The 16,145-nt window shown below is 69.1% G+C and carries 13 protein-coding genes; 11 read left to right on the top strand and 2 right to left on the bottom strand.

What is annotated here, in order from left to right; all coding sequences use genetic code 11:
* Positions 1 to 18 precede the first annotated feature (18 nt).
* The 5 genes from AC3WQY_RS10560 (at position 19) to AC3WQY_RS10540 (ending at position 5,245) form a co-directional block, all read left to right on the top strand.
* Positions 19 to 1,146, top strand: coding sequence for a sensor histidine kinase (locus AC3WQY_RS10560; RefSeq protein ID WP_285232053.1), 1,128 nt, complete (start codon positions 19 to 21; stop codon positions 1,144 to 1,146).
* 11 nt (positions 1,147 to 1,157) lie between these two features.
* On the top strand, positions 1,158 to 1,931 hold the full coding sequence (locus tag AC3WQY_RS10555) for a LytR/AlgR family response regulator transcription factor (RefSeq protein WP_285232052.1): 774 nt from the start codon (positions 1,158 to 1,160) through the stop codon (positions 1,929 to 1,931).
* Between the two features lie 103 nt (positions 1,932 to 2,034).
* Complete coding sequence (locus tag AC3WQY_RS10550) at positions 2,035 to 2,775, top strand: substrate-binding periplasmic protein (protein WP_285232051.1); 741 nt, start codon at positions 2,035 to 2,037, stop codon at positions 2,773 to 2,775.
* 59 nt (positions 2,776 to 2,834) lie between these two features.
* Positions 2,835 to 4,361: a DNA-3-methyladenine glycosylase 2 family protein gene (locus AC3WQY_RS10545; protein WP_492708123.1), complete on the top strand. Its 1,527-nt coding sequence runs from the start codon at positions 2,835 to 2,837 to the stop codon at positions 4,359 to 4,361.
* Positions 4,358 to 5,245: a DMT family transporter gene (locus AC3WQY_RS10540; protein ID WP_492708121.1), complete on the top strand. Its 888-nt coding sequence runs from the start codon at positions 4,358 to 4,360 to the stop codon at positions 5,243 to 5,245. The genes AC3WQY_RS10545 and AC3WQY_RS10540 overlap by 4 nt, the downstream gene beginning before the upstream one ends.
* Before the next feature lie 15 nt (positions 5,246 to 5,260).
* Here AC3WQY_RS10540 and garD read toward each other — a convergent pair whose 3' ends face one another.
* Positions 5,261 to 6,862, bottom strand: a complete 1,602-nt coding sequence (gene garD / locus AC3WQY_RS10535) for a galactarate dehydratase (protein ID WP_492708119.1) — start codon at positions 6,860 to 6,862, stop codon at positions 5,261 to 5,263.
* A gap of 127 nt (positions 6,863 to 6,989) precedes the next feature.
* On the opposite strand from garD, the gene AC3WQY_RS10530 reads away from it, so the two are divergent.
* From AC3WQY_RS10530 to AC3WQY_RS10505, 6 genes are all read left to right on the top strand, one after another.
* Positions 6,990 to 7,721 (top strand): FadR/GntR family transcriptional regulator, encoded by a 732-nt coding sequence (locus AC3WQY_RS10530; RefSeq protein ID WP_492708117.1) that lies wholly within the window; start codon positions 6,990 to 6,992, stop codon positions 7,719 to 7,721.
* A gap of 117 nt (positions 7,722 to 7,838) precedes the next feature.
* Positions 7,839 to 8,750 carry a 5-dehydro-4-deoxyglucarate dehydratase gene (kdgD, locus tag AC3WQY_RS10525; RefSeq protein ID WP_492708115.1) on the top strand — a complete coding sequence of 304 codons (912 nt, stop codon included), beginning with the start codon at positions 7,839 to 7,841 and terminating at the stop codon, positions 8,748 to 8,750.
* Between the two features lie 42 nt (positions 8,751 to 8,792).
* Positions 8,793 to 9,752, top strand: coding sequence for a Bug family tripartite tricarboxylate transporter substrate binding protein (locus AC3WQY_RS10520; protein ID WP_492708113.1), 960 nt, complete (start codon positions 8,793 to 8,795; stop codon positions 9,750 to 9,752).
* Positions 9,753 to 9,771: 19 nt separating this feature from the next.
* Positions 9,772 to 11,106, top strand: a complete 1,335-nt coding sequence (gene gudD, locus AC3WQY_RS10515; protein WP_492708111.1) for a glucarate dehydratase — start codon at positions 9,772 to 9,774, stop codon at positions 11,104 to 11,106.
* A gap of 15 nt (positions 11,107 to 11,121) precedes the next feature.
* Positions 11,122 to 12,561, top strand: coding sequence for an aldehyde dehydrogenase family protein (locus tag AC3WQY_RS10510; protein WP_492708229.1), 1,440 nt, complete (start codon positions 11,122 to 11,124; stop codon positions 12,559 to 12,561).
* A 93-nt stretch (positions 12,562 to 12,654) separates the two neighbouring features.
* Positions 12,655 to 14,028, top strand: coding sequence for an MFS transporter (locus tag AC3WQY_RS10505; protein WP_492708110.1), 1,374 nt, complete (start codon positions 12,655 to 12,657; stop codon positions 14,026 to 14,028).
* Here AC3WQY_RS10505 and ligA read toward each other — a convergent pair.
* The gene (gene ligA / locus AC3WQY_RS10500) at positions 14,000 to 16,063 is read right to left on the bottom strand and encodes an NAD-dependent DNA ligase LigA (RefSeq protein ID WP_492708108.1); all 2,064 of its coding nucleotides are present in this window, start codon (positions 16,061 to 16,063) and stop codon (positions 14,000 to 14,002) included. The two genes, AC3WQY_RS10505 and ligA, sit on opposite strands and share 29 nt — an antisense overlap.
* Positions 16,064 to 16,145: the final 82 nt, after the last annotated feature.

Genomic DNA, 16,145 nt, shown 5'->3' with positions numbered 1-16,145 from the left:
TGTCTACACTCGCCGCCCATGGATACAAGCTCACCCTTCAAGCAGGCCTGGAGCGAGCATTGGCGCCTGCAGACCGAGAGCCGCACGCCGCTCTGGTTCCTGCTGCTCATCAGCACCGGCGCGGGCCTGGTGCTGGGCGCGGCGATCGGCGTGCTGGCGGGCTGGCTGGGCGAGCAGCTCGGCGCGGCGCATTGGTGGAGCTACACCCTGCCCGCCAATGTGATCACCATGCTGTGCGTCAGCTACACCTTCCAGCTGGTACGGCGTGGCCTGCAAGCGGCGCTGCCGCGCGCCACCTTGCAGCGCCTGGGCGGCGCGCGTGATTGGCGCGCGGCGCTGTTCTACATGTTCTACAGCATGTTCTGCGTCGCCCTGGGCTTTGCCATCTCGCTGTGGGTGATGAGCTGGGCGCTGCAGATCGATGCCTGGCGCATCTTCACGCTGCAGAACTTCTCCATCCCGCAGTTCATCGTCACCTCCATCGTCATCTCGGTGCTGGTGCACCTGAACAGCCAGTGGCGCTGGCAGCGGCAGCAACAGCGGCTCAAGGCCAGCGAGGCGCAGCTGCGCCTGCTGCAGGCCCAGATCGAGCCGCACTTTCTCTTCAACACGCTGGCGAATGTGCAGAGCCTGATCGACGTGGACGCGCCGCTCGCCAAGCGCATGCTGGAGGCCTTCACCGACTATCTGCGCGCCAGCCTGCAGCAACTGCGCAGCGACAGCTGCAGCCTGGCCCAGGAGCTGGACATGGCGCAGAGCTATCTGAGCCTGATGCAGGCCCGCATGGCCGATCGGCTCGCCTTCCGCATCGAGGCCAGCGAGGCGGCGCGTGGCGCGCGCCTGCCGCCGCTGCTGCTGCAGCCGCTGATCGAGAACGCCATCCACCATGGCCTGGAGCCCAAGCTGGAGGGCGGCCACATCGTGATCGAGGCCAGCGTCGAGCAGGGCCAGCTGCGCCTGACGGTGCGGGACGATGGCCTGGGGCTGGACGCCCCGCGGCGCAGCGGCCGACGCGGCCACGGCATGGCGCTCGCCAACATCCGCGCCCGCCTGCAAAGCCGCTACGGCGAGCGCGCCAGTCTGCAGCTGCAAGCCGCCGAGCCCGGCACCCAGGCCCTGCTCGAAATTCCCTACGAAACCAACTGAACGAGCACACCATGCCATCTGCCGTCACCGCCCTGATCGCCGACGACGAGCCGCACCTGGCCCAGTACCTGAAGGAGCAACTGGCCCAGCTGTGGCCCGAGCTCACCATCGTGGCGATGGCCAGGAACGGCAACGAGGCGGCCGCCCAGATCGCCGCATTGCGGCCCGACCTGGCCTTTCTGGACATCCAGATGCCCGGCCTCAGCGGCCTCGAAGTGGCACAGGGCATCGAGGGCGAGACGCGCGTGGTCTTCGTCACCGCCTATGACGAATACGCGCTCGAGGCCTTCGAGCATGCCGCGCTGGACTATGTGCTGAAGCCGGTGAAGACCGAGCGCCTGGCCAAGGCGCTGGCGCGCGTGAGGCTCAGCCTCGCCGGCGCGGCCGAGGGTGATGCCGAGCCCGACGCCAGGCTGGCCCGCACCCTGCAGCAGCTGCTGGGCGCGCAGGCAACGGGGCAGACGCTGCGCTACATCCGCGCCAGCCAGGGCGAGCTCATGCACCAGATCGCGGTGGACGAGGTGGTCTACTTCCACGCCGACGAGAAATACACCTGCGTGCAGACGGCCACGGCCGAGTACCTGATACGCACGCCCATCACCGAGCTGGTGGCGCAGCTGGACCCGCAGAGCTTCTGGCAGGTGCACCGCTCCACCATCATCAATCTGGCCCATCTGGCCGGCACCCGGCGCGACGAGCTGAGCCGGCTCTATGTGCGCTTCCGCGCCCTGCCGCGCGAGCTGCCGGTGAGCCGCGCCTACGTGCATCTGTTCAAGTCCATGTAGCGCGGCCCCCATGCCCGTGGGGAGCCATCGGGCGCGGCGCGGTGCTAGAGTCGATACGGAGCGGGGAGTCAGCGGCCGGCACAGGCCTTCCACATCGATGTCCATGAGCTTGCGTCGTCAGCTGCTTGGTCTTTTGTTTGGCCTGCTGTGTGCCGCCGCTGCTGTGGCCAGCCCGCCCGGCCCACCGGGCCAATTGCGCTGGGTGGCGGGCGATCTGCCCCCCTTCGTCTGGCAGGGCAGCCAGGGCCCCGAGGGCTATGCCTATGAATTGGCGCTGCTGATGTCGCAGCGCCTGGGGCGCAGCGACACGGTGGACTTCTATCCCTGGGCGCGCGCGGTGCGCATGACCGAGGAGGGAGAGAACCTCGGCGTCTTCCCGCTGGCGCGCACGCCCGACCGCGAAGCCAAGTTCCGCTGGCTGATCCTGCTGATGCATGTGCGCTACAGCTTCGTCGGCCGTGCCGGCGAGCCCAACCTGAGCCTCGAGCAGTTGCGCCACGCCCGCATCGGCGTGCTGCGCGGCTCGCCCATCATCAAGAACCTGCAGGCCGAGAAGTTCACCAGCGTCACCGAGGCCAAGGACTACAAGGACCTCCTGCGCATGCTGCGCAGCGACATGCTGACGGCCATCTATGCCGGCGCGCCGATGCTGCAGGCCGCCATCGAGCAATACGGTTACCCACGCGGCGAATTCAAGACCCACACCAGCCTGGGCGAGGCCGATCTGTATATGGGCACCTCGCTGCGCCTGGCCGAGGGCGAGGCCGAACGCTGGCTGCAGGCCTATCAGCAGCTGGTGGCGGACGGCAGCGTGGCGCGGCTGCAGCAGCGCTATTTCAAGTAAGCCAGCCACATGTCCGGATCCGGCCAGTAGTGCGCCGGCCGCGCCCCTATCATGCGGCCATGTCAACCAGCCCGGACCTCAGCGCCGAACTCTGCTACCCCGCCCTGCTGGCGCGCGATGCGCGCTTTGACGGGCGCTGGTTCGTGGGCGTCACCTCCACCGGCGTCTACTGCCGACCGATCTGCCGGGTGCGCACGCCCAAGGCCGAGAACTGCCGCTTCTTCGGCAGCGCCGCGCTGGCCGAGGCGGCGCGCTTTCGCCCCTGCCTGAAATGCCGGCCCGAGCTGGCGCCGCGTGCGGGCCGGCCGGCCTGGTCGGTGATGGATGCCTCGCGCACCCTGGCCCAGCAGGCCGCCGCCTGGCTGGACCAGGCCGAGTGGGCCGAGGATGGCGCCGGCTCGATGGAGCAGTTGGCCGCGCATCTGGGCATCACGAGCCGCCACCTGCGCCGCATCTTTCTGGCCGAGCATGGCGTGACGCCGCTGCAATACCTGCAGACCCGCCGCCTGCTGCTGGCCAAGCAGCTGCTCAGCGACACCCGCATGCCCATCGCCGAGGTGGCCCACCATGCCGGCTTTGGCAGCTTGCGGCGTTTCAACGCCGCCTTTGCCGAGCAATACCGGCTGCAGCCCTCGGCGCTGCGGCGCGGCCAGAGCCTGAACCTGAGCGCCTGCGGTGAGCCCAGGCTGGCACTGAATTACCGCCCGCCCTTCGCGGTCGATGCGCTGCTGCAGTTCCTGGCGGCGCGCGCCATTCCCGGCATCGAGGAGGTGGATCTGGCCGAGCGCCGCATCAGCCGCAGCCTGCGCGTGCGCCACCAGGGCGAATGGTTGGCGGGGCGGGTGGAGCTGCAATTCGATGCCCAGCTGCCGCGCGTCTGGCTGCTGCCCTGCTCGGCCGTTTGGCCGGCGGTGGCCAGCCTGATGCCCAGCCTGCGCCGCTGGCTGGACCTGGATGCCGAGCCCGCCACCATCGATGGCTGCCTCGGCGCGCTGGCACAGGCGGAACCCGGCATGCGCCTGCCCGGCTGCGTCGACCGCTACGAGCTGGCGGTGCGTGCGGTGCTGGGCCAGCAGGTCACGGTGGCGGCGGCGCGCACCCTGGCCAGCCGCTTTGTCGAGCGCTTCGGCGAGCCGCTGCCCGAGGGGCAGACCACCGCCAGCGTGCACCGGCTGTTCCCGAGCCCGGCGCGCATCGCCGTTGCGGCGGTGGACGAGATCGCCGCGCTGGGCATCATCCGGCGCCGTGCCGAGGCCCTGATCGCGCTGGCGCGCGCCTGGCCCGGCTCGCGCTTTGCCGCCGGCCTGGGCACGCCCGCCGAAGCCCTGGCCGAGCTGCAGGCCATGCCCGGCCTGGGCCCCTGGACGGCGCAATACATGCTGATGCGCGGCTGGAGCTGGCCCGATATGTTTCCCGAGGCCGACGTGGTGCTGCGCAAGCAGCTCAGCCCGCCGGACGCGCCACTGAAACCGCGTGAGGTGCAGCAAGCGGCCGCGGCCTTTGCGCCCTACCGCAGCTATGCCGTGCTGCAGCTCTGGCGCCGCGCCGCGCTGGCCGATGCAGCCAAGAAAGAAAAGCACCGATGAAATCCAAAGACCTGAGCGAACTGAGCCTGCTGGCCGCCATCTGGGGCGCCTCGTTTCTCTTCATGCGCCTGGGCGCGCATGAGTTCGGCCCGCTGGCAATGGCGGCGCTGCGTGTCGGCGGCGCCAGCCTGTTCCTGCTGCCGATACTGGCGGCGCGCCAGGGCCTGGGCGAGCTGCTGCGGGAATGGAAGCCGCTGCTGGCGGTGGGTCTGCTCAACAGTGCCATCCCCTTCGCGCTCTATGCCTATGCGGCGCTCTCCATCACCGCCGGCCTGTCCAGCATCCTCAACGCCACCACGCCGCTGTGGGGCGCCCTGGTGGCCTGGATCTGGCTCTCGCAGGGCCTGAACGCCAGCCGCCTGAGCGGCCTGGCGCTGGGCTTTGCCGGCGTGGTCTTCCTGGCCTGGGACAAGGCCAGCTTCAAGCCCGGCGGCAGCGGCTGGGCCATCCTGGCCTGCCTGGTGGCCACCCTGTGCTATGGCATCGCGGCCAACTACACCAAGCGTTATCTCGCCAAGGTCGGCCCGCTCACGGTGGCCACCGGCAGCCAGGTCAGCGCCGCCTTCATGCTGGCGCCGCTGGCCGCCTGGCAATGGCCGGCCCAGCTGCCGAGCGCCCAGGCCTGGACCAGCGTGGCCCTGCTGGCGGTGCTGTGCTCGGGCATCGCCTACATCCTCTATTTCCGCCTGATGCAGCGGGTGGGGCCCACCAACACCATCGCGGTGACCTTTCTGATCCCGGTGTTCGCCGTGCTCTGGGGCTATCTGTTCCTGGCCGAGGCCTTCACCCTGCACATGGCCGCAGGCTGCGCCATCGTGCTGCTGGGCACGGCGCTGGCGGTGGGCCTGCTGCGGCTGCCGCTGCCGGCGCCCAAGCCGGCCTGAGTTGGCATCACAATCTCAAGTCACCGGCGCCGGGTTGAACAGCACCAGGGCGTTGTGCAGCTTCCAATGCTCGGCCCAGGTCTTCTTGCGGCCGCTGGCCACCTCCAGCAATAGCTCGAACAGCTGCCAGCCGACCTGCTCGATGCTGGCCTCGCCGTCGGCGATCTGGCCGGCATTCACGTCCATCAGGTCATGCCAGCGCCGCGCCAGATCGCTGCGCGTGGCCACCTTCACGACCGGGCATTCGGCCAGCCCGTACGGGGTGCCGCGGCCGGTCGTGAAGACATGCAGATTCATGCCGGCGGCCAGCTGCAGGGTGCCGCAGATAAAGTCGCTGGCCGGCGTGGCGGCGTAGACCAGGCCACGCTGATCGGGCCTGAGCTTCTCGCCCGGCGCCAGCACATGCGAGATCGCCGCACTACCGCTCTTGACGATGGAGCCCATCGCCTTCTCGGCGATATTGGCGAGGCCACCGGCCTTGTTGCCCGGCGTGGTGTTGGCGGCGCGGTCCACCCGGCCGCGCTCCAGATAGCGGTCGTACCAGCCCAGCTCGCGCACGATCGCCTCGGCCACCGCGGGCGTGGCGGCGCGGCTGGTGAGCTGCTCCACCGCGTCGCGCACCTCGGTGTTCTCGCTGAACATCACCGTGGCGCCGGCGCGCACCAGCAGGTCGGCGCAGAAACCCAGCGCCGGGTTGGCGGTGACGCCCGAGAAGGCATCGCTGCCGCCGCATTGCAGGCCCACCACCAGGGCGCTGGCCGGCAGGGTCTCGCGCCGGCGCGCGTTCAGGCGTTCCAGGTGCGGGCGCGCGCTCTGCAGGATGTCGTCCAGCATCGACATGAAGCCCACATGGTGCTCGGCCTGCAGGCAGATGGTCTCGGGGCCCGCGTCGGCCGCACGCTCGTCCGTGATGGCGAAGGAGCCCGGCGGCAACAGGCGCTCGGGCTGCAGCTTCTCGCAGCCCAGGCTCACCACCATCAGCTCGCCGCCGAAGTTGGGGTTGAGCGAGATATGGCGCAGCGTGCGGATCGGGATCTCGGCGCCGGGCGCGTCGATGGCCACGCCGCAGCCATAGCCATGCTCCAGGCCGATCACGTCGTCCACATGGGGGTACAGCGGTAGCAACTCGGCCTTGATGCGCGCCACCGCCTGCGCCACCACGCCGGCCACGCATTGCACCGTGGTGGTGATGGCCAGGATGTTGCGCGTGCCCACCGATCCGTCGGCGTTGCGATAGCCCTCGAAGGTATGGCCCTGCAACGGCGGCAGTTCCGCAGGCCGGACCGTGGCCATCGGCAGGCCTTCGAGCGCGCGCGCCGAGGGCATCTGCAGCAGGCGCTCATGCACCCAGCTGCCGGCGGGTATGTCTTTCAATGCATAGCCTATCGGGACGCCGTAGCGCAGCACCGGCTCACCCTGTGCGATGTCCTGCAGGGCGAGCTTGTGGCCCTGCGGCAGCTTGTCTCGCAGTTGCAATCCGGCCCCCGGCACGCCGTCGGGCAGCAAGGTGCCTGCGGCCAAGCCGCCGTCGTTGGCGACGATGGCGACGTTGTCGTCCGCGTGCATGCGTATCGTCAGCGGCGGGCGCGGAGGCCGCGGAGGCGTTTGTTCGGTCATGTCGGAACCCGGAAGATGTTGCTACAGTGCACAAAACACTTGTTGTACGTCGTCTAGTTGTCGTACAACTTGCATGAACTGTAGGCCAAAGCCCTGCACCGGACCCTCGGGATAGTACGTACAAGCCATGAACAGCCCTGCCGCTCCCGCCCGCCGACGCCCCCGCACCCTGGCCTTGGAGCTGGTCGATTCGCTGGGCCAGCGCATCCGCGACGGCCGCCTGCAGGCGGGCGACAAGCTGCCCACCGAGGCCGCCATCATGGCCGAGTTCGAGGTCAGCCGCACGGTGGTGCGCGAGGCCATTTCCAAGCTGCAAGCCGCCGGGCTGGTGGAGACCCGCCACGGCATCGGCACCTTTGTGCTGGGCATCGGCGATGCGCCGGCCTTCAAGATCACGCCCGAGCAGTTCAGCACCCTGCAGGACGTGATCGCGGTGCTGGAGCTGCGCATCGGCCTGGAAACCGAGGCCGCCGGCCTGGCCGCCCAGCGTCGCAGCGAGGCCAATCTGACGCAGATGCGCGCCGCGCTGGGTGCGGTGGTGGCGGCGGTGGAAGCCGGCCAGGACGCGGTGGCGGCGGACTTCCAGTTTCATCTGGAGATTGCCCGCGCCACCCAGAACAGCCACTTCACCGAGCTGATGAACACCCTGGGCAGCCAGATCATCCCGCGCGCCCGGCTCGAGCCGGCGGGCGAGCTCAGCGCCGAGCGCCAGGCCTATCTGCGGCGCGTCAACAGCGAGCACGAGAACATCTTCGACGCCATCGCCGCCCAGGACCCCGATGCCGCGCGCGCCGCCATGCGCACCCACCTCACCAACAGCCGCGAGCGCCGGCGCCGCGCCCAGGCCGATCTGGGCTGATGCGTAATTCCCCTCACTTCGCCTCGCTTGAACTTAGTTGTACGATGACATACAACATCAACAGGCCGGCACGCTGGCCTCCGCCTTTCACACCACACCATCGCAGGAGCCTGATCCATGTCGCCCCAAGAACTCAAGAGCGTGCTGCAAGCCGGCCTGCTGTCCTTCCCGCTGACCGATTTCGACAGCCAGCTGCGCTTCGCGCCCAAGCCCTATGCCGAGCGGCTGGAGTGGCTGCAACCCTATGGCGCTTCGGCGCTGTTCGCGGCCGGCGGCACGGGCGAGTTCTTCTCGCTGGAGCCGGGCGAGTACAGCGAGGTCATCAAGGTGGCGCTGGACACCTGCCGCGGCCGTACCCCCATCATCGCCGGCGCCGGTGGCGGCACCAGCCTGGCCATCAAGTACGCGCAGGAGGCCGAGCGCCTGGGCGCGCAAGGCATCCTGCTGCTGCCGCACTACCTCACCGAGGCCAGCCAGGCCGGCCTGATCGCCCATGTCGAGGCGGTGTGCAAGAGCGTCAAGTTCGGCGTCACCGTCTACAACCGCGGCGCCTGCAAGCTCACGCCGGAAAGCCTGCTGGTGCTGGCCGAGCGCTGCCCCAACCTGATCGGTTTCAAGGACGGCCTGGGCGATATCGAGAAGTTCGTCGCGATCCGCCAGACCTTGGGTGAGCGCTTCGCCTATCTGGGCGGCCTGCCCACCGCCGAGCTCTTTGCCGGCGCCTACAAGGCCATGGGCTGCCCGGTCTATTCCTCGGCGGTGTTCAACTTCATCCCGAAGACGGCGATGGAGTTCTACAACGCCCACGCAGCTGGTGACACCATCACCTGCGACCGCCTGATCCGCGACTTCTTCCTGCCCTATATCGCGCTGCGCAACAAGGGCGAGGGTTATGCGGTGTCCATCGTGAAGGCCGGCGCCACCCTGGTGGGCCACAGCGCCGGCCCGGTGCGGCCGCCGCTGTCGGACCTGCTGCCCGCCGAGGTGGACCAGCTGGGCGCCCTGATTTCCAAGCTCGGCCCGCAGTAAACCAACAAGTCAGAACGGAGACAAACCATGATGATGATGACGATGAATAAAAAACTGCTAACGACCCTGTTGCTCGGCCTGGCGACGCTGGCGCAGGCCCAACCCTGGCCCAGCAAGCCGGTGACCCTGCTGGTGCCCTTCCCGGCCGGCGGCTCGTCGGACGCCATCGCCCGCGCCGTGGGCCCGCGCCTGCAGGAGAAGCTGGGCGGCAGCTTCATCGTCGACAACAAGGGCGGCGCCGGCGGCACCGTGGGCTCGGCCCTGGTGAAGCGCGCCGCGCCCGATGGCTACACCCTGCTGGTGTCCTCGCTCGGGCCCTTCGTGATCGGCCCGCACCTGATGAAGAACGTGGGCTACGACCCGCTCAAGGATTTCGACTACATCACCCTTGCGGTACAGGCGCCCAATGTGCTGGCCGTGCCGGCGAGCTCGCCGCACAAGAGCCTGGCCGAGGTGGTGGCCTTCATGAAGGCGAATCCCGACAAGATGAGCTTCGCCTCCTCGGGCAATGGCTCCAGCGACCACCTCACCGCCGAGCTGTTCTGGCAGCAGACCGGCACCATGGGCCTGCACATCCCCTACAAGGGCGGCGCCCCGGCGCTGTCAGACCTGTTGGGCGGCCAGGTGGATGCCACCTTCATGAACATCAACACCGGCCTCAGCAATATCAAGGCCGGCAAGCTCAAGGCCCTGGCCGTCACCGGCAGCAAGCGCTCGCCGCAGCTGCCCGAGGTGCCGACGCTGGAAGAGCTGGGCATCAAGGGCGTGACGGTCTATTCCTGGCAGGCCGTGGCCGCGCCCAAGGGTCTGCCGGCCGACATCAAGGGCAAGCTGCATGGCGCACTGGTGGCCGCCCTCAACGAGCCCCAGGTCAAGGCCAAGCTGCTGGAGCTGGGCTTCGAGATCGTGGCCAACACGCCCGAGCAGTTCAGCGCCTACCAGGCGAGCGAGTTCGCACGCTGGAAAAAGGTGATCGAGCTGGGCAAGATCACCGCCGACTGATGCAAAGAGACCACCCCGCATGAGCCTCTCCGCCACCCCCGTGATCAGCGCGCTGCGCGTGATCCCCGTCGCCGGCCGCGACAGCATGCTGCTCAACCTCAGCGGCGCCCACGCCCCCTTCTTCACACGCAATCTGCTGATACTCACCGACAGCGCCGGCCGCACCGGTGTGGGCGAGGTGCCGGGCGGCGAGAAGATACGCCAGACCCTGGAGGATGCGCGCGCCCTCGTGCTGGGCCAGCCCCTGGGCTCGCAGCAGCGCGTGCTGCAGACGGTGCAGGCGCAGTTCGCCGACCGCGATGCCGGCGGCCGCGGCCAGCAGACCTTCGACCTGCGCACCACCATCCATGCGGTGACGGCGATTGAATCCGCCTTGCTGGACCTGCTGGGCCAGCACCTCAACGTGCCGGTGGCGGCGCTGCTGGGCGAAGGCCAGCAGCGCGACGCGGTGGAGATGCTGGGCTATCTCTTCTATGTGGGCGACCGCACGCGCAGCGCGCTGCCCTACGCCAGCGAACCCGGCGCCGACAACGACTGGTGCCGCCTGCGTCACGAACAGGCGCTCACCCCCGAGGCCATCGTGCGCCTGGCCGAGGCCGCGCGCGAGCGCTACGGCTTCAACGACTTCAAGCTCAAGGGCGGCGTGCTGCGCGGCGACGAGGAAGTGGAGGCGATCCGCGCGCTGCACGAGCGCTTCCCCAGCGCACGCGTGACGCTGGACCCCAACGGCGGCTGGCTGCTCAAGGACGCGATCCGCCTGATGCGCGATATGCGCGGCGTGATCGCCTATGCCGAAGACCCCTGCGGCGCCGAGGACGGCTTCTCCGGCCGCGAGGTGATGGCCGAGTTCCGCCGCGCCACCGGCCTGCCCACGGCCACGAACATGATCGCCACCGACTGGCGCCAGCTCAGCCATGCCCTGGCCCTGCAGAGCGTGGACATCCCGCTGGCCGACCCGCATTTCTGGACCATGGCCGGCTCGGTGCGTGTGGCCCAGACCTGCCGCGACTGGGGCCTCACCTGGGGCTCGCATTCCAACAACCATTTCGACGTCTCGCTGGCCATGTTCACCCATGTGGGCGCGGCCGCGCCCGGCAAGGTCACCGCCATCGACACGCACTGGATCTGGCAGGACGGCCAGCGCCTCAGCAAGGAGCCGCTGCAGATCGTCGGCGGCCATGTGCAGGTGCCCAAAAAACCGGGCCTGGGCGTCGAGCTCGACATGGTCGAGGTCGAGAAGGCCCACCAGCTCTATCTGCAGCATGGGCTGGGCGCGCGCGACGACGCCATCGCCATGCAAGACCTGATCCCCGGCTGGCGCTTCGACCCCAAGCGCCCCGCGCTGGACCGCTAGAAAGCAAACATGACGATGTTCAAGAATCTGATCGCCGGCGAGTGGCTGGAAGGCCAGCGCGTCTCACGCAATATCAACCCCTCGGACACGCGCGACCTGATCGGCGAATACGCCCAGGCCGATGCCGCCCAGGCGCGCCTGGCGATCGCCGCCGCCGAGGCCGCCTTCCCGACCTGGAGCCTCTCCACGCCGCAGCAGCGCTTCGACATCCTCGACGCGGTGGGCAGTGAAATCCTGGCGCGCCGCGCCGAGCTGGGCGAGCTGCTGGCCCGCGAGGAAGGCAAGACCCTGCCCGAGGCCGTCGGCGAGGTGGCGCGCGCCGGCAATATCTTCAAGTTCTTTGCCGGCGAGGCGCTGCGCCCCGGCGGCGAGCTGATGCCCTCGGTGCGGCCCGGCGTGGGCGTGGAAATCACGCGCGAGCCGATCGGCGTGGTGGGCATCATCACGCCCTGGAATTTTCCGATCGCGATCCCGGCCTGGAAGATCGCGCCGGCCCTGGCCTATGGCAACTGCGTGGTCTTCAAGCCGGCCGATCTGGTGCCCGGCTCGGCCTGGGCGCTGGCCGAGATCCTCTCGCGCAGCGGCCTGCCGCAGGGGGTGTTCAATCTGGTGATGGGGCGCGGCTCGGAGGTGGGGGCCACCCTGCTGGATGACCGCCGCGTCGCCGCCATCAGCTTCACCGGCTCGGTGGGCACGGGGCAGAAGGTGGCGGCCGCCTGCGTCGCACGCATGGCCAAGTTCCAGCTCGAGATGGGCGGCAAGAACCCCATGGTCGTGCTGGACGATGCCGACCTGGACCTGGCGGTGAACTGCGCGGTGCAGAGCGGCTTCTTCTCCACCGGCCAGCGCTGCACCGCCTCCTCGCGCCTGATCGTCACCGCGGGCATCCACGAGCGCTTCGTGGCCGCCATGGTGGCGCGCATGCAGAGCCTGAAGGTGGACGACGCACGCAAGCCTGGCACCGACATCGGGCCGGTGGTGGACCAGAGCCAGCTGGGCCAGGACCTGGAATACATCGCCATCGCCCAGGCCGAGGGCGCGCGCCTGGCCTGCGGCGGCGAGGCCCTGGCCCACAACCCCGAGGGCCAGCCCGGCTTCTATCTGCGCCCGGCCCTCATCACCGACACCACGACGGCCATGCGCATCAACCGCGAGGAAGTGTTCGGCCCGGTGGTGAGCGTGCTGCGCGCACGCGACTACGAGGAGGCCCTGGCGCTGGCGAACGACACGCCCTTCGGCCTGGCCGCCGGCATCGCCACCAGCTCGCTCAAGCATGCCACGCACTTCAAGCGTCATGCCCAGGCCGGCATGGTGATGGTGAACCTGCCCACCGCGGGCGTGGACTACCACGTGCCCTTCGGCGGCCGCAAGGGCTCCAGCTATGGGCCACGCGAGCAGGGCCGCCATGCCGCCGAGTTCTACACCACCGTGAAGACGGCCTATACACAGGCCTAAATGCAGGCCTGAACACCGGCGCAAGCCCCGACAGCAGTCCGCCTCAAGACGGACGGCGGGGCAGCGCCATGCCCACATCGACCGGAGCGAGACATGCACACTGCCACCACCGCGGACCCGTTGTCCGCCCCCGCCGCCCAGCCCAGCAGCGCCCAGGCCACGCGCAAGCGCTACCAGGTGCTGGCCATGCTGTTCCTGGTGACCACCATCAACTATGCCGACCGCGCCACGCTCTCCATCGCCGGGCCGGCCCTGTCCAAGGAACTGGGCATAGACACGGTCACGATGGGCTATATCTTCTCGGCCTTCGGCTGGTCCTATGTGCTGGCGCAGCTGCCCGGTGGCTGGCTGCTGGACCGCTATGGCTCCAAGAAGGTCTACGCCGCCAGCATCTTCATCTGGTCGCTGTTCACCCTGCTGCAGGGCGGCATCAGCTTCATCAGCGCCACCGCGGGCACGGCGGTGGTGGTGCTGTTCGCCCTGCGCTTCCTGGTCGGCGCCGCCGAGGCGCCATCCTTCCCCGCCAACGGCCGCATCGTCGCCTCCTGGTTCCCGGCCAAGGAACGCGGCACCGCCTCGGCCATCTTCAACTCGGCCCAGTACTTTGCCACCGTGCTGTTCGCGCCGCTGATGGGCTGGATCACCCATGCCTATGGCTGGCCGGCGGTGTTCTATGTGATGGGCGCGATCGGCATGGTGGTGAGCGCGATCTGGCTCAAGACGGTGCACAGCCCCAAGACCCACCCGGGCATCAACCGCGCCGAGCTGGACACCATCGCCCAGGGCGGCGCCCTGGTGGATATGGATCAGCCGGCCGCCCGGGCCAGCCAGGCCGACGCACCCAAGTGGGCTTACATCAAGCAGCTGCTCGGCAACCGCATGCTGCTGGGGGTCTACATCGGCCAGTACTGCATCACCACCCTGACCTATTTCTTCCTCACCTGGTTCCCGGTCTATCTGGTGAAAGAACGCGGCATGTCCATCCTCAACGCCGGCTTCGTCGCGGCGCTGCCGGCGATCTGCGGTTTTGCCGGCGGCGTGCTGGGCGGCCTGATCTCCGACGGCCTGCTGCGCCGCGGCCATTCGCTCACCGTGGCGCGCAAGACGCCCATCGTGATCGGCATGCTGCTCTCCACCTGCATGATTGCCTGCAACTACGTGGAGGGCTCGACCCTGGTGGTGGCCATCATGGCGCTGGCCTTCTTCGGCAAGGGCCTGGGCGCGCTGGGGTGGGCGGTCGTGTCCGACACCTCGCCCAAGGAGATCTCGGGCCTGAGCGGCGCGCTCTTCAACACTTTCGGCAACACCGCCGGCGTCACCACGCCGATCGTGATCGGCTACCTCATCAAGGGCACGGGCTCCTTCAACGCGGCCCTGGTCTTCGTGGCCGCGAATGCGCTGGTGGCGGTGTGCTGCTACCTCTTCGTGGTGGGTGAGATCAAGCGCTTTGAGTTGACGAAGCGCTAAGCAGCAGGGCCTGCAGGCCAGCCTCGTCCAGCACCGTGACGCCCAGCTCGCGCGCCTTGTCGAGCTTGGAGCCGGCCTCCTCGCCCGCCACCACATAGTGAGTCTTCTTGGAGACCGAGCCGCTGACCTTGCCGCCCGCCGCTTCGATCAAGTCCTTGGCGGCGTCGCGCGAGAGCGTGGGAAGCGTGCCGGTGAGCACCAGGGTCTTGCCCAGCAGCGGCTTGGGGCCCTGCTCGGCGGCAGCGCCCTCGCCCTCGGGCCAATGCACGCCGGCGGCGCGCAGCTGCGCCACCACCTCGCGGTTGTGCGGCTGGGCGAAGAACATGTGGATGCTCTGCGCCACGATGGGGCCGACATCGCGCACCTGCAGCAGCTGCTCGACGCTGGCGTCCATCAAGGCGTCGAGCGAGCCGAAATGTCGCGCCAGATCCTTGGCGGTGGTCTCGCCGATCTGGCGAATCCCCAGCCCGAACAGAAAGCGCGCCAGCGTGGTCGTCTTGCTCTTCTCCAGTGCATCGACGATGTTCTGCGCGCTCTTCTCGGCCATGCGCTCCAGCGCCGCCAGCTTGGCCACGCCCAGTTTGTAGAGGCTGGGCAGGCTGTCGACGATGCCGGCGTCCACCAGCTGCTCGACCAGCTTGTCGCCCAGGCCCTCGATGTCCATGGCGCGGCGGCCGGCAAAGTGCAGCAGCGCCTGCTTGCGCTGGGCCGGGCAGAAGATGCCGCCCGAGCAGCGGTAGTCCATGCCGCCCTTCTCGCGCACGGTGGCGCTGTCGCACACCGGGCAGCTGCGCGGCATGCGGAAATTGGGCACGTAGGCGGCGCGTTCGGCCTTCAGCACGCCCACCACTTCGGGGATCACGTCGCCGGCGCGCCGCACGATCACCTGGTCGCCCACGCGCACGCCCTTGCGGCGCAGCTCGAAGAGGTTGTGCAGGGTGGCATTGCTGACCGTGGTGCCGCCCACGAACACCGGCTCAAGCCTTGCCACCGGCGTGAGCTTGCCGGTGCGGCCGACCTGGATGTCGATCGCCAGCAGGCGCGTCAGCTGCTCCTGCGCCGGGTATTTGTGCGCCACCGCCCAGCGCGGCTCGCGCGTCACAAAGCCCAGGCGCTGCTGCAGGGCACGGCTGTTGACCTTGTAGACGATGCCGTCGATGTCGAAGGGCAGGCCATCGCGCTGCGCGCCCATGGCTTGGTGAAAGGCGATCAGGCCCGCGGCCCCCTGGGTGACGACGCGGTGCTCGCACACCGGCATGCCCATCGCCTGCAGCGCGTCCAGCAGGGCGCTGTGCGTCTCGGGCACAACCCAGCCCTGTACCTCGCCCAGGCCATAGGCGAAGAAGCTCAGCGGCTTCTTGGCGGCCAGCGCCGGGTCGAGCTGGCGCACCGCGCCGGCCGCGGTGTTGCGCGGGTTCACAAAGGTTTTCTCACCGGCCTCGCGCTGGCGCTCGTTGAGGGCCTCGAAATCGTCACGCCGCATATAGACCTCGCCGCGCACCTCCAGCACCGGCGCGTCCACGCCCTGGAGGCGCAAGGGGATCTGGCCCACGGTGCGGATGTTCTGCGTCACGTCCTCGCCGGTCTCGCCATCGCCGCGGGTGGCGGCCTGCACCAGCACGCCCTGCTCGTAGCGCAGATTGATGGCCAGGCCATCGAACTTGAGCTCGGCGGCATATTCCACCGGTGGCGCGTCCTCGCCCAGCTCGAGCTGGCGGCGCACGCGCTCGTCAAAGGCGCGGGCGCCGCTGGCCTCGGTGTCGGTCTCGGTGCGTATGCTCAGCATCGGCACGGCATGGCGCACCGGCGCAAAGCCGTCCAGCACCTGGCCGATCACGCGCTGGGTGGGCGAGTCGGGGCTCAGCAGCTCGGGGTGGGCGGCCTCCAGCGCCTGCAACTCCTGGAACAGCTTGTCGTACTCGGCATCCGGCAGCACCGGGGCATCGAGCACGTAGTAGAGATGGGCGTGGTGATGAAGTTGGGCACGCAGGGCGGCGGCGCGATCCGCGGCGGCGAGGGTATCGGTCTGGCTCATGGCCCCGATTGTGCCCACACCTCGGGCCTAGCCCCGGCTGCGCGCGTGCCTCGGCGCGCCGCGCTGGCACCAGGGCCCGACC

Source organism: Roseateles sp. FW301-B2 (genome assembly GCF_058788955.1).
The sequence above is the reverse complement of the archived record's forward strand: the minus strand, read 5'-3'. Positions and strand labels throughout refer to the sequence as shown.